The 13,938-nt window shown below is 71.5% G+C and carries 12 protein-coding genes; 4 read left to right on the forward strand and 8 right to left on the reverse strand.

Going from position 1 to position 13,938, the window contains the following annotated elements; translation table 11 throughout:
- Positions 1-55 precede the first annotated feature (55 nt).
- A complete protein-coding gene (locus ACFYWS_RS21360) occupies positions 56-352 on the reverse strand; it encodes a hypothetical protein (RefSeq protein WP_389278785.1) in 297 nt (98 codons plus the stop codon).
- 165 nt (positions 353-517) lie between these two features.
- On the opposite strand from ACFYWS_RS21360, the gene ACFYWS_RS21365 reads away from it, so the two are divergent.
- A complete protein-coding gene (locus tag ACFYWS_RS21365) occupies positions 518-1,033 on the forward strand; it encodes a hypothetical protein (protein WP_389278870.1) in 516 nt (171 codons plus the stop codon).
- Positions 1,034-1,046: 13 nt separating this feature from the next.
- On the opposite strand, the gene ACFYWS_RS21370 is transcribed toward ACFYWS_RS21365, so the two are convergent.
- The 6 genes from ACFYWS_RS21370 to ACFYWS_RS21395 form a co-directional block, all read right to left on the reverse strand.
- Positions 1,047-2,057 (reverse strand): LLM class F420-dependent oxidoreductase, encoded by a 1,011-nt coding sequence (locus tag ACFYWS_RS21370; RefSeq protein ID WP_389278789.1) that lies wholly within the window; start codon positions 2,055-2,057, stop codon positions 1,047-1,049.
- Between the two features lie 129 nt (positions 2,058-2,186).
- A complete protein-coding gene (locus ACFYWS_RS21375; RefSeq protein ID WP_389278792.1) occupies positions 2,187-3,059 on the reverse strand; it encodes a hypothetical protein in 873 nt (290 codons plus the stop codon).
- A 127-nt stretch (positions 3,060-3,186) separates the two neighbouring features.
- Positions 3,187-4,224 (reverse strand): N-acetylmuramoyl-L-alanine amidase, encoded by a 1,038-nt coding sequence (locus ACFYWS_RS21380; RefSeq protein ID WP_389278795.1) that lies wholly within the window; start codon positions 4,222-4,224, stop codon positions 3,187-3,189.
- Positions 4,225-4,246: 22 nt separating this feature from the next.
- Entirely contained in the window at positions 4,247-4,924 is a 678-nt protein-coding gene (locus ACFYWS_RS21385; RefSeq protein ID WP_389278798.1) for a class I SAM-dependent methyltransferase, read from the reverse strand.
- Positions 4,925-5,012: 88 nt separating this feature from the next.
- A complete protein-coding gene (locus tag ACFYWS_RS21390) occupies positions 5,013-5,513 on the reverse strand; it encodes an N-acetyltransferase (protein ID WP_389278801.1) in 501 nt (166 codons plus the stop codon).
- Between the two features lie 64 nt (positions 5,514-5,577).
- On the reverse strand, positions 5,578-7,311 hold the full coding sequence (locus ACFYWS_RS21395) for an MFS transporter (protein ID WP_389278804.1): 1,734 nt from the start codon (positions 7,309-7,311) through the stop codon (positions 5,578-5,580).
- Positions 7,312-7,601: 290 nt separating this feature from the next.
- Here ACFYWS_RS21395 and ACFYWS_RS21400 point away from each other — a divergent pair, with 290 nt between their 5' ends.
- The 3 genes from ACFYWS_RS21400 to ACFYWS_RS21410 all read left to right on the forward strand — a co-directional run bounded on the left by ACFYWS_RS21400 (position 7,602) and on the right by ACFYWS_RS21410 (position 12,737).
- A complete protein-coding gene (locus ACFYWS_RS21400) occupies positions 7,602-9,779 on the forward strand; it encodes an acyl-CoA dehydrogenase (protein WP_389278807.1) in 2,178 nt (725 codons plus the stop codon).
- Between the two features lie 216 nt (positions 9,780-9,995).
- Complete coding sequence (locus ACFYWS_RS21405; RefSeq protein ID WP_389278810.1) at positions 9,996-11,189, forward strand: lipid-transfer protein; 1,194 nt, start codon at positions 9,996-9,998, stop codon at positions 11,187-11,189.
- A gap of 84 nt (positions 11,190-11,273) precedes the next feature.
- Positions 11,274-12,737 (forward strand): MFS transporter, encoded by a 1,464-nt coding sequence (locus ACFYWS_RS21410; RefSeq protein WP_389278813.1) that lies wholly within the window; start codon positions 11,274-11,276, stop codon positions 12,735-12,737.
- A 40-nt stretch (positions 12,738-12,777) separates the two neighbouring features.
- On the opposite strand, the gene ACFYWS_RS21415 is transcribed toward ACFYWS_RS21410, so the two are convergent.
- Complete coding sequence (locus ACFYWS_RS21415; protein WP_389278872.1) at positions 12,778-13,410, reverse strand: response regulator transcription factor; 633 nt, start codon at positions 13,408-13,410, stop codon at positions 12,778-12,780.
- Between the last annotated feature and the right edge of the window lie 528 nt (positions 13,411-13,938).

Here is a 13,938-nt window from a genome sequence, read left to right on the forward strand (position 1 = left end):
CGCGCCGGCGGGCTGTGCGGGTGTCGAGGCGGACTGTTGCTGGGGATGTCAGGTGCTAGTACCGGCGCAGCCGGTTGGCGATCGCGTGGCCTACAAACAGGTACACGACGGCCGCGAGGCCGTAGCCGGCGACGACGCGGGCCCAGGTCGCATCGAAGGTGAACAGGTCGTGGGACCAGCCGGCCAGCCACGCGGACACGTCGTGGACGATCTGGACCAGGTCGTTGCCGCGGTTCGCGTCCAGTAGGTACATCAGGATCCACAGGCCGAGGATCACGGCCAGTGCATCGGCGACGATCGCCACGGTCCGGGCGGCCTCGTTGGTCCCTCGGTAATGCCGATTCGCAGACATGTCGGTCCGGGTTTCCCCGCCGACCCCGGCGAAACCCGTACGGGCTTCCTCAAGTGGCGCGTGCGCAACGGACGGGTGACGCTGCCACGAGTGCCACTCCAGCCACGGAGGTAGTCGGTGGTAGCCCGTTCCACTCTTCCCGTACGACGCCTGCTCACGGCGCTGATGCTGTGCGGCGCGCTGCTCGCCGGCGCGACCGCGTGCGGCTCCGACAGCGACTCGGCGTCCGCGACCAAGGCGTCGTCGAGCGCCACCACGAAGGCCGAGAAGCAGAAGTACGCCAAGACCCGGTTCGCGGCGAACGCGGGGCTCGCGGCAGGGGCCACGTATCAGTGGATCGTGAAGCCCTACCGCGCGGGCAAGTTCAAGGCCGGCGCGGACGGCCGCAGGTTCGCGCTCGTCAAGGCGGGCCTCGCGGGCGCGTTCACGTACAACAGGCTGAACGCCGCGGTGAAGAACGCCAAGGGCGACCCGACGCTCTCGAAGGCGGTCGGGCCGCTGACGGCCGGCATCGCCTCGCTCAAGGGCCTGTCGACCAAGCTGCGCAAGGGCGAGGGCCTCGGCGACGTGACCTCCTCCTTCGACGAGGTCATCAACGGCGTCAAGGGCGCGGGCAAGGACGCGGGCGCCGAAGTGACGAACAAGGTCCCCTCGGCCTCACAACTCACCAAGGGCTCCTAACGCCACTGGTGGCCTACGAGTTCAGCTCGGCCAGCACGCGCATCGTGTGCGGGTCGGGTGACAGGACCAACAGGTCCGTCACCGGGCCCTTGCGCCACAACTCCAGCCGCTCCGCGATCCGTTCCCGTGGCCCCACGAGCGAGATCTCGTCGGCGAACGCGTCCGGCACGGCCAGCACCGCCTCCTCCCTGCGCCCCTCGGCGAACAGGTCCTGGATGTGCCGGGCCTCGGCCTCGTACCCCATCCGTGCCATGAGATCGGCGTGGAAGTTGCGGGTGGCGTGCCCCATGCCGCCGATGTAGAAGCCGAGCATCGCCTTCACAGGGAGCAGCCCCTCGGCGACGTCGTCACAGACCTTGGCCCGCGCCATCGGGGCGATCGTGAAGTGGTCGGGCAGCTCGGTGAGCGACGCCTCGTACACGTCCGTCCGCGTCGGTGACCAGTACAGCGGCAGCCAGCCGTCCGCGATCCGCGTGGTCTGCGCGATGTTCTTCGGCCCCTCAGCGCCGAGCAGAATCGGCAGATCGGGCCGCAGCGGGTGCGTGATGGGTTTCAGCGCCTTGCCGAGCCCGGTCCCGTCGTCCCCCCGATACGGATGCGAATGGAACCGCCCGTCGACCTCCACCGGTCCCTCGCGCCGAAGGACCTGCCGTACGACGTCCACGTACTCACGTGTGGCCGTGAGCGGGGAGCGGGGGAACGGGCGCCCGTACCAGCCCTCCACGACCTGCGGCCCGGACAGGCCGAGCCCGAGCATCATCCGGCCGCCCGAGAGATGGTCCAGGGTGAGCGCGTGCATCGCGGTCGTGGTGGGGGAGCGGGCGGCCATCTGCGCGATCGCCGTGCCGAGCCGGATCCGCGAGGTGTGCGCCGCGAACCAGGTGAGGGGGGTGAACGCGTCACTTCCCCAGGACTCCGCCGTCCACACCGAGTCGTACCCCAACTCCTCCGCGTCACGCACGAGTTGAAGGTGCTCCGGGTTGGGTCCTCGCCCCCAGTAGCCGAGTGCGATCCCGAGCCGCATGCGCGCCGCCCCCATTCGATGACACATGTGATGACGCATCTGATGAACCGTCAGTTCACTACTACGGTGCGCGACTGTACGCGAAAGGCCCCCCACCCGGAAGACGGGCGAGGGGCCTTGAAGCGCGGGTCAGCCGCGCTGGATCCCCGAGGTGTCCTGGAGCACACCGCGGCGGCCGTCCTGGGTCTGGGCGACGAGGCCGGGGCCCCGCTGCTCGACCGCCAAGTACCAGGTACCGGGCGCCAGTTCCGCGATCTGCGCCTGCGAGCCGTCCTCCGCGAAGAGCGGGCGCGGCACCGGCACGGCGAACCAGAACGGCGAGAAGTCCGCGGCCGGCGGCTGCGCGGCGGCCTGCGGCGCCGGGGCGCCGGCCTGCTGCTGCGGCTGGCCGCCGTACGGCGGCTGCTGGTGGCCCGGGCCCGGCTGCTGCGCGCCGTAGGGCTGCTGCTGGCCGGGGCCGCCGGGCTGCTGCTGAGCGCCGGGGTAGCCGTAGCCCTGCTGCGGCTGGCCGCCGTACGGCTGCGGCTGCTGCGGGCGAGGGGCGCCGAGGAGGGCGCCCTTGAGGGCCGGGACCAGCGGCGTCGCGATCGCGGCGGCGGCCATGACCAGCGTGGCGATGAGGCTGAGGATGAGGCCGATGCCGGCGCTCGGACCGTCGGTGGCACCGTTGCCGACGTTGTCGCCGCCGCCCAGCGGGTCGAAGACGTTGCTGAGCGCCGCCCACGCCGCCAGCACCGTGGCCGCGATGCCGAACTGGCCGAGGTCGATCCCCGCGACCTTGCGGGGCTGCGTCGTACCGCGGCTGAGCACGATGAGCACGGCGCCGATGATGCCCGCGAGCACCACGCTCATGAGAAGCGGGCCGCTCTCCCAGGAGTTCGGGAACTCGACGTCGTCGGGTGCCCCGTCGAGGGAGTAGATATCGAGGAACGAGGCGATCAACAGCAATACCGCTGCTCCGATCACCACGCCGTCGCCTCGAGTGAGGGAGCGGATATTCACTTCAAGTCCTTCGTCGTCGTCCGGTCATCGGTGGAGGCAGCGCAGAGCGCAGGGGTGGCCCCACATCGTACGGAGGACACTATCGCCCGGGTCCGGGGAGTGTCTGCCGAGATCCATAGGGTGACAGTTACCCACCGAGGAAACTCACGATTCCCTCAGAGATGCCCCGCGCCGCCTTCTGCCGCCACGCGTCCGAGGTCAGCCGCTCGACGTCCTGCGAGTCCCGCATGTTGCCACACTCGATGAAGACCTTCGGAACCTTGGAAAGGTTGAGTCCTCCCAGGTCACTGCGGGTGTCGAGGCCCGTGCCGCCGCCGACGTAGTTCGACGGGGCCTGGCCCGTGGCCTTCACGTAGAGGCCCGCGATGCGCTCGCCGAGGTCCCGCGAGGGCTTCACGATCGGGGTGGTGTCCGCGGCTCCCGCGCGCACGGATGCGGGAAGGATCACATGGAAGCCGCGGTTGCCCTCGCCCGAGCCGTCCGCGTGGACGGAGACGACCGCGTCGGCCTTCGCGCTGTTGCCGATCCGGGCCCGCTCGTCGACGCAGGGCCCCCACGCGCGGCTCCCGTCCTGGGTCAACCGGACGGTCGCGCCCTGCCGTTCGAGGTTCGCCTGCATGCGCTTCGCCACGTCCAGCGTGAACCGGGCCTCGGTGTAGCCCGCGTTCGTCGACGTACCGGTGGTGTCGCACTCCTTGGAGCCGTTGCCCACGTTCACGGACCGGTTGATCTCGCTCGCGTGTTGGAAGTTGCCCGGATTGTGCCCGGGATCGATGACGACGAGCTTGCCCTTGAGCGGACCTGAGCCGCCTGCCGGCTTCGGGGACGCCTTGGACGCCTTCGACTTCGACGCGGACGGTGAGCCGGACCGCTCCTTGGACTTCTCCTCGGACTGCGACGGCGCCGGACTCGTCGAGGCTTTCCCGTCCTGCTGAGCGGACGAACCGGTCGACGACTGACCGGGCGCGGGCAGCACCCTCGGCGGTTCACTCTCCTCCGGCCCGCTCACGACCTGCCACACCAGCCACGCCGCGAGCGCCGTCGGCACCAGCGCGGCGAAGGTGACGAGTATGGGACGCCCACCGAAGCGACGGCGTGGCGCCCCGCCCCTGCCGTCCCACCCATCGGGATCGAAGCCATCGGATTCCGGACCTACATACGACACGTTCCTGACCCTAACCGCGAGCTCAGATCCCTGCGCCGCTTCGGCGCAGGACGCGCAGCGAGTCGCACTCAGAGACCTCGGTGAACGCCCCGGACGCGAGTGCCCGCTGGTACACGCGGTACGGCGCCTGCCCCGTCCACTCGTCGTGCTTCACCGGGAAGACGTCGTGGATGACGAGGTAACCGCCGTCGGCGACGTGCGGCGCCCACCCCTCGTAATCGGCGTTCGCATGCTCGTCCGTGTGCCCGCCGTCGATGAAGACGAGCCCGAGCGGCCCGCCCCACACCTTCGCGACCTGCGGCGACTTCCCGACGAGCGCGACCACGTGGTCCTCAAGACCCGCCGCGTGCAGCGTGCGCCGGAACGTGGGGAGGGTGTCCATGAGCCCCACCGCCGGGTCCACCGTCTCCGGGTCGTGGAAGTCCCAGCCCGGCTGCTGCTCCTCGCTGCCCCGGTGGTGGTCGACGGTGAGCGCCGTCACCCCGGCCGTGCGCGCGGCGTCGGCGAGCAGGACGGTGGACCGCCCGCAGTACGTCCCGACCTCAAGGAGCGGCAGCCCGAGCGCCCCGGCCTCGACAGCGGCGCCGTACAGCGCGAGCCCCTCACCGCGCGGCATGAACCCCTTGGCCGCCTCGAAGGCGGCAAGGACGTCCGGGGCGGGGGTGTGGCTGGGGGTGTGGGTGCGGCTTGTGGTGCTCATGGCGGTCACTTTGCCCTACGTGAGGCGGGGTGGGGTGGGAGGGGGTGGCGACCGTGACGCCGTCCCACGGAAATATCGTGGTCCGGCGTCACAGTCCCACTGTCGGCAGCGCGAGCCACTCCTGCCAGGTGATGTCGCGGCCCAGGTACCGGGGGCGTTGGAACGGCCAGTCCGCGGCGATCCACTCGGGGACGAGCGCGTCGAGCGCGCGCTCGTCGGCTCCGCCGGCGAGGTCGTCGACCACCCACCAGGAGATCTCGGCGTCCGCGCCCGTGCGCTCCGGCGGGTCGATGTAGACGCAGCCGAGGAGCGCGGTCTCCTCCTCGTTCAGCAGGGCGTAGTTGAACGACTGGTGCGCCGCGATCTCCTTCTCGTGCCGCAGCAGGTCGACACGGTCCGCCTCGTACGTGATGGTCTCCGCGGGCCAGCCCCAGGCCGGGCCGAAGATCTCCCACAGGCGCTCGCGGGAGCCCATCACGGCGGGGTAGTCGATCGCGGCGTCCGTCTCCCGGATCGGCCGCAGGTGGAGGGCCGTTCCGGGTACGGGGATGTGGGTGGGGTGGACGAAATCCTCGGGTAGCCAGCTCATGAGGGGCGAGCGTACTGGCGGAGCGGGGACCGGAGTACCGAATAAGGAGTACCGAATAAGAGGGCTACCGCGCCGGCTCGGCGATCGCCTCAAGTGCCAGGTCGACCCGTACCGGGCGGTGCTCGCCGTGGTGGGTGGCGGCCGAGGCGCGTGGGGCGTGGCCGGAGGCGGTGGTCGCGAGGACGTAGGAGCCGCCCGACGGGACCGTCAGGGCGTACGCGCCCTCCGTGTCGGTGAGGGCCGAGCCCGCCTGGCGGCCGCGGCGGTCGATCAGGGTGACCTTGGCGCGGGGTACCGGCAGGCCCGCCGGGTCGAGGACGCGGCCGTGGAACTGGGCGGCAAGGGCCTCCTCCACGCGCTCCAGTACCTCGTCCTCCTCGCTGCTGGCGCGGAGCTGAACCGTGGGCTTGGTGCGGCCCGGCAGGCCGAAGGCGAGCAGCACGCCGACCGCGACCGCGGCCGTGGCGATGAGGAAGGAGACACGGAAGCCGTGCATCGTCGGGACGGCGACGCCGCCCACGTTGTTCGCCGTGTTGGCCAGGACCATGCCGATGACCGCGGAGGACACCGACGTACCGATGGAGCGCATCAGGGTGTTGAGGCCGGTGGCGGCGCCCGTCTCGGACGCGTCGACCGCGCCGATGATCAGGGCGGGGAGGGAGGAGTAGGCGAGGCCGATGCCCGCGCCGATCAGGACCGAGATGATGATGGTCTGCCAGGCGGCGCTCATCAGGCCGAGGCCCGCGCCGTAGCCGATCGCGATGATCAGCAGGCCGAGGAGCAGCGTGACCTTCGGGCCGAACTTTGCGGACAGACGGGCGTAGACCGGCGCCGTCAGCATCATCGTCAGGCCGAGCGGCGCCACGCACAGGCCCGCGACGACCATCGACTGGCCGAGGCCGTAGCCCGTCTCCTTCGGGAGCTGGAGCAGCTGGGGGAGGACGAGCGAGATCGCGTAGAAGGCGACGCCGACCATGATCGAGGCGAGGTTCGTGAGCAGGACCTCGCGGCGGGCCGTCGTGCGCAGGTCGACCAGCGGCGCCTTCAGGCGCAGCTCCATCACGCCCCAGGCGAGGAGGACGACGAGCGCCGCGGCGAACAGGCCGAGCGTCGTGCCCGAACTCCAGCCCCAGTCGCTGCCCTTGGTGATGGGCAGGAGGAAGAGGATGAGGCCGAGGGTGAGGCCGATGGCCCCCGCGATGTCGAACGTCCCCCGCGCGCGCAGCGGGCTTTCCGGGACGAAGACGACCGTGAGGACGATCGCTACGACGCCGAGTCCCGCGGCGCCGAAGAACAGTGCGTGCCAGTCGGCGTGCTGGGCGACGAGCGCCGCCGCCGGCAGGGCGAGTCCGCCGCCGACGCCGATGGAGGAGGACATCAGGGCCATCGCCGAGCCGAGCTTCTCGCGCGGCAGCATGTCGCGCATCAGGCCGATGCCGAGCGGGATGGCGCCCATGGCGAAGCCCTGCAGCGCGCGGCCCGCGATCATGACGATCAGGTTGTCCGTGAAGCCGCAGACCAGGGAGCCGAACACCATGATGGCGAGGCTGGTGAGCAGCATCCGGCGCTTGCCGGCCAGGTCGCCGAGCCGGCCCATGATGGGGGTCGCGACGGCGCCCGCGAGAAGGGTCGCGGTCATGACCCAGGTCGCGTTCGAGGGGGCGGTGTTCAGCAGCTTGGGCAGGTCCTTGATCACCGGCACGAGCAGCGTCTGCATGACCGCCACGGTGATGCCGGCGAAGGCGAGGACGGGGACGACGCCGCCTGAGGGGCGGGCTTGAGTCGTCGGCTGGGACATGAAGGAGGGCCTCCGGAAGGCGGTCTGGGGTCAGATATGGGAGGACGGCGAACGCGCGCCGCCGGGGACGGGGCGCGCGTTGTGCGGTCGTTGTGCGGTCAGTGTGCGGGCGGAGTGCGGGCGGGTTGTGTGTATGTCGAACCGGTCTGTTGGGGCGACTATTCCGATGGTCGTCGTACGAGCGGGATCCTTTACCTCTTCATTACGTCACCGCTCGGTGAACGCTTGTTTCTGACTCAGTGTCAGACGTGGTCTTCCGGTCTACTGGAACGTGTTCTACCGTGCGCCGCATGGGCATCGCCATCACGCAGGAACAGCGGGAACTCGCGGACGCCGTGCGCGGTTGGATCACGCGCGCCGTACCGCCCGACGAGGTGCGCAAGTTGCTCGACGCCCCGGCCGCCCCCGGCCACCGCCCCTCCCACTGGGACGGTCTCGCCGGGCAGGGCCTCCTCGGGGTGCACCTCCCAGAGTCGTACGGAGGCGGGGGCGGGGCCCTGCTCGATCTCGCGGTCGTCGTGGAGGAAGCGGGGCGCGCGGCGCTGCCCGGGCCGTTCGTCGGCAGCGTGCTCGCCGCCGAAGTGCTGCGCAGGGCCGGGCGGCGTGAGCTCACCCGCGCTCTCGCCGAAGGGGAGCGGATCGGCGCGGTCGCCTTCGGGCCCGGCGGGCTCAGCGCCGTCGCGGGCCCCGACGGGCTCGTGCTCGACGGGGTCGCGCCACCCGTCCTCACCGGCGCCGACGCCGATCTGCTCGTGCTCGCCGCGGAGAGCGCCGACGGTGTGGTGTGGTTCGCCGTCGACGCCGAGAGCGCCGGGCTCGTCGTCCGCGCGCAGGAGAGCGGGGATCCCACCAGGCCCACCGCGGAAGTCGTGGCGTCCGGTGTCGTCGTGCCCGGCGACCGGGTCCTCGCCGTGGACGGCACCCTCGTGCGCGACCTGGCGGCCGTGCTGCTCGCCGCCGACGCCTGCGGCACCGCCGCCTGGGCGCTGCACGCCGCGGCCGAACACGCCAAGGTGCGCGAGCAGTTCGGGCGGCCCATCGGCCAGTTCCAGGGCGTGAAGCACCTGTGCGCGGACATGCTGGTGCGGGTGGAGCAGGCGGGGGCGCTGGCGTGGGATGCGGCGCGGGCGCTTGAAGAGGACGGTTCCGAGGACGTGCGTGGGCTCGTCGCCGCGCTCGCCGCGGGGGCCGCGCTCGACGCCGCGTACTCCTGCGCCAAGGACTGCATCCAGGTCCTCGGCGGCATCGGCTTCACTTGGGAGCACGACGCCCACCTCTATCTGCGCAGAGCCGTCGTCGCCCGCCAGCTGCTCGGCGCCGGGGACACGCACCGGCTGCGCGCCGTGCGGCTCGCCGAGTCCGGTGTGCGCCGCGAGCTGCGTTTCGCGCTGCCCGCCGAGGCCGACGGGTACCGGGAGGCGGCCCGGGGTGCCATCGAGGAGGCGCGGGGCCTCGACCCGAAGGCCGCGCGCCGGGCCCTCGCGCCCACCGGGTACGCGGCGCCGCACCTTCCGCCCCCGTACGGACTGGGCGCGGGGCCGGTCCAACAACTCGCCGTACAGCAGGAGTTGAAGGCAGCCGGCGTGAAGCTCAGCGACCTCGGCATCGCCACCTGGGTCGTGCCCTCCCTCATCTCGTACGGCACCCAGGAACAGCGCGACCGCCACCTCCCCGCGACCCTGCGCGGCGAGACGCTGTGGTGCCAGCTGTTCTCGGAGCCGGGCGCGGGCTCCGACCTCGCCTCACTGCGTACGAAGGCGGAGCGGCTGCCCGACGGGCGGTGGCGGATCAACGGGCAGAAGGTGTGGACCAGCGCCGCGCAGTGGGCGGACCACGGCATCCTCCTCGCCCGCACCGACCCGGACGCGCCCAAGCACAAGGGCCTCACCTACTTCGTCCTCGACATGAAGAACACCGACGGCATCGACATCCGGCCGCTGCGCGAGATCACCGGCGACGCCCTCTTCAACGAGGTCTATTTCGACGATGTCGTGCTGCCGGCCGATGCCGTGGTCGGTGAGGTCGACGACGGGTGGCGGGTCGCCCGGCACACGCTCGGCAATGAACGGGTACACATGGCCGACCAGTTGACGTTCGACACCGGCCTGGAGGCGCTGCTGGCGCGGGCGGGCGACCTGGACGGGGCGTACCGGGCCCGCATCGGCGCGCTCGCGGCGGAGGCGCACGCGCTCGGCTGCATCGGGTTGCGTACGACCATGCTCCAGGTGGCGGGGGAGGAGCCCGGCGCCGGTGCCTCCGTGCGGAAACTGGTGCAGACGCCGCACCAGCAGAAGGTCGCGGAGCTGGCGCTCGAACTGCTCGGCCCCGCGGGGGCGCTCCGCGAGGGGCCGGGGGAGCGGGCGCTCCACGGGTTCCTGCTGTCGCGCTGTCTGACGATTGCCGGGGGTACGACGCAGGTGCAACTGAATGTGGTGGCGGAGCGGATCCTGGGGCTGCCGAGGGACTAGGTCACCCGGCGGGGCTCCGCCCCTGCACCCCGCTGCTCAATCGCCGCAGGGGCTTGATTTGCGCGCTGCTCCTGTACCAGGCGTACCAGGCGTACCAGGCGTACCGGGCCGATCGACGGCTTGCTGGGCCCCTGGGGCCTTCCGTTGGACGGCTCGTCCTGCCACTATCTGACGAACCGTCAGGTAATGAAGGCAGTGGCAGGAGGGCTCGCAGCCATGAAGTCGTACATCGTCGGCGTCGGCATGACCACATTCGAGAAGCCCGAGACCAGGGACTGGCAGTACTGGGACATGGTGAAGGAGGCGGGCACCGCGGCCCTCGCCGACGCGGGGATCTCCTACGCGGACGTACAACAAGCCCCCGTCGGCTACTGCTTCCAGGCGTCGACGGCGGGCCAACGCGCCGCCTACGAGCTGGGGTTGACCGGCATACCGGTCTACAACGTCAACAACAACTGCGCGACGGGCTCGACCGCGCTGATGATGGCCCGCCAGTTCGTCGAGGGCGGGATCAGCGACTGCGTGCTCGCGCTCGGCTTCGAGAAGATGCAGCGCGGCGCGCTGGGCGGGGGGGCGGACGCGGGTTCGGACTTCAAGACCTCGCCCGTCGCCCGGCACTACGGGATCATGGCGGCCCGCCACGGCTTCGAGATGACGCCGCCCACCGCCCAGATCTTCGGCGACGCCGCGCGCGAGCACATGGAGCGGTACGGCACGAGCGAGGCGCAGTTGGCGGCGGTGGGTGCCAAGAACCACCGGCACTCGGTGAACAACCCGTACGCCCAGTTCCAGGACGCGTACACGGTCGACGAGATCCTCGCCGCCAAGACCATCCACACGCCGCTGACGAAGCTCCAGTGCTCGCCCACCTCGGACGGTGCGGCGGCGGCGGTCGTCGTCTCCGAACGCTTCGTGGAGGAACGGGATTTGGGCGACAAGGCGGTCGAGATCGCCGCCCAGTCGATGACGACGGACACGGAGGAGTCCTTCGCGTCCGGCTCGTGCATCGACGTGGTCGGTCAGCCGATGTCGCGGGAGGCGGGACGGCAGGTGTTCGAGGCGTCGGGCCTCGGCATCGAGGACGTGGACGTCGTCGAGCTGCACGACTGCTTCTCCATCAACGAGCTCCTCACGTACGAGGCGCTCGGCATGTGCGCGGAGGGCGAGTCCGGCAAGCTCGTCGAGTCGGGCGCGACGACGTACGGCGGGAAGTGGGTGGTGAACCCCTCCGGCGGGCTCATCTCCAAGGGACACCCGCTGGGCGCGACCGGCATCGCCCAAGCGGCCGAACTGACCTGGCAGTTGAGGGGCGAGGCGGGCCCGCGGCAGGTGCCGCAGGCGCGGGTCGGCCTCGCGCACAACATCGGACTCGGCGGCGCGGCGGTGGTGACGATGCTGCGGCGCGGGTGAGTCGTAGGGCCGGGGACCTATGTCCGGGGGCCCACGGTGCGTACGGCGAAATCCGGATGTACGGGGTGCCGGGCTCCTGAGACCATGACACCCATGTCCCAGACTCCCCCCGACGCCGCTTCCGAAGCGGCCTCCGACGACGCGATACGTTCCCGTGGCCGGGGGCCGACCGCCCCGCCCGCCTGGCTGGTGGTGGCTGTGGCCTGCGCCGGGCAGTTCCTCGTCGTCCTCGACGTGTCCGTGGTGAACGTGGCGCTGCCGTCGATGCGCACCGACCTCGGGCTCAGCGCGAGCGGGCTCCAGTGGGTGGTGAACGCGTACTCGATCGCGTTCGCGGGCTTCATGCTGCTCGGCGGCCGGGCCGGTGACCTCTTCGGACGCAAGCGGATGTTCCTGGTCGGACTCGGCCTGTTCACGCTCGCGTCGCTCGTGGGCGGGCTCGCGCAGGAGGGTTGGCAACTCCTCGCGGCGCGGGCGGTGCAGGGCCTGGGAGCGGCGGTTTTGGCTCCCTCTACGTTGACGATCCTCACGTCGGCCGTCCCGGAGGGGGCCGCGCGGGCGCGGGCCATCGCGACGTGGACGGCGGTCGGGGCGGGCGGCGGCGCGGCCGGCGGGCTCGTCGGCGGCGTCCTCACCGAGGGGCTGAACTGGCGCTGGGTGCTCCTGATCAACGTTCCGCTGGGCGCGGTCGTCCTCGCGGCGGCGGCCCGCTGGATCCGGGAGTCCCGCGCGGGCGGCGAACGCCGACTCGACCTGCCCGGCGCGGTGCTCGTGACGGCGGGCACGGCGGTCCTCGCGTACGGCATCGTGCAGACGGAGGAGCGGGGCTGGGGCGAAGCCGCGACGCTGGTGCCGCTGGGGATCGCGCTGCTGCTGATCGTCGGGTTCCTGGTGGTGGAGGCGCGTACGAGGGTGCCGCTGATGCCGCTCGGCCTGTTCAAGGTGCGGTCGGTGGCGGTCGCGAACGCGGCGATGTTCGTGTGCGGCATGGGCTCGTTCGCCATGTGGTTCTTCATGACGTTGTACGCGCAGAACGTGCTCGGCTACACGCCCATCGAGGCCGGCCTCGCGCTGGTGCCGAGCTCGCTCGCGGTGGTGTTCGGCTCGAAGTTCGCGCCGCGCCTCATGCCCCGGTACGGCGCGCGGAACGTGGCGGTGGTCGGCGTGCTCGTGACCGCGGCCGGATTCCTGTGGCAGTCGACGATGAGCGCGGACGGCGGATACGTCACCACGATCATGCTCCCCGGAATCGTGATGATGGCGGGCGCCGGCTGCGCGATGACACCGCTGGCCTCGCTGGCGACATCGGGCGCGGCGCCGGGAGACGCGGGCCTGGTCTCGGGGCTCGTCAACACGTCCCGCACACTGGGCGGTTCACTGGGCCTGGCGATCCTGTCGACGGTGGCGACGAGCCGCTCCGCGGGTTCGGTGGACCCGACCGCGTTGACGAGGGGGTACGCGTCCGCGTTCGCGGTGGGGGCGGGAATATTGGTAGTAGCCGCGACGGTGCTGCTGGTGGGCATGCGATCAAGCCCCGCCGGCGATTGAGGCGCGGGGTCCGGGGCAGCGCCCCGCGACCGCAACCCCGTTACAGCCACCCGTTGTCGGCGGCAGCCCGAAGCGCCTCCGTCCGATTCCTCGCCCCCGTCTTCCCGATCGCCGACGACAAATAATTCCGCACGGTCGACTCCGACAAATGCAACTCCCCGGCGATGTCGGAGACGGTCGCCCCGTCCGCCGCCGCCCGCAGCGCGTCCGCCTCACGCGCGGTCAGCGGATTCGGCCCGGCGCCGAGCGCCGCCGCGGCCAGCGCGGGATCGACGACCGTCTCCCCGCGCAGCACCTTGCGGATCGACTCGGCGAGCTCCTCGACCGGCCCGTCCTTGACGAGGAACCCGGCGGCCCCCGCCTCCATGGCCCGCCGCAGATAGCCGGGCCGGCCGAACGTGGTGAGGATCAGGACCCGGCAGTCCGGGACCTGATCGCGCAGCTCGGCCGCGGCGTCCAGCCCGTTGCCGCCGGGGAGTTCGATGTCGAGGAGTGCCACGTCGGGGCGGCATTCGAGCGCCGTGTCGACGATGACGTCACCCGTGGCGATCTGGGCGACGACCTCCAGATCCGGTTCGAGACCGAGCAGCAGCGCGAGCGCGCCCCGCATCATGCCCTGGTCCTCCGCGAGCAGCACGCGGATGCTCTTGGCCGGGCGGTGGTCCTGCGGCATCTCCGTCACGAGGGAGAGGGTACGGTCCGACGCGCGTCGCTGCGCGGCGGCGGGTGGCCGGGGTTGGCGTGGTGGCTGGTTTCGGGGCGGCGCCGTGGTTCGTGCCCGGGTGACCGGTGGGCGGCACCGGGGTTGTGGATCTGTGCCGTGGTGGCGCCTGTGCTGCTCGTTGCGCCGAACCGGTTCACCCCGGCTGCGCCGGCCTCGCTCATCTCCCACCCGCCCGCCCCCTCCGGGGGCTTCGGCCCCAGCGCTTGGCCGCTGTCGGCGCCCCGTGTTTCGTTGCGCGGCACCGGGGGCCGCCTTGCCCACCCTGCCGCCCCAGGCGGCAGATTGCCCAAGGCGGGGGCGGTCGGCCGTGGAGGGTGGGGAGGCCGGCTCTGGTGGGCCTCTCCGGCGATTGCTGAGCGGGGTCCGGGGCGGAGCCTCTGGGGGGGGGTGCTCCTATCTGTTCGGTCAAGGTCTGTGTGCTTGGTCAGGCGGCCTGCTCGTACTTCGGCTGGTAGGGAGTGCGGTGTTTGAGCATGG

Origin of the sequence: Streptomyces sp. NPDC002795 (assembly GCF_042888725.1) — a bacterium.
In the GTDB taxonomy this organism is placed as follows: Bacteria; Actinomycetota; Actinomycetes; order Streptomycetales; family Streptomycetaceae; genus Streptomyces.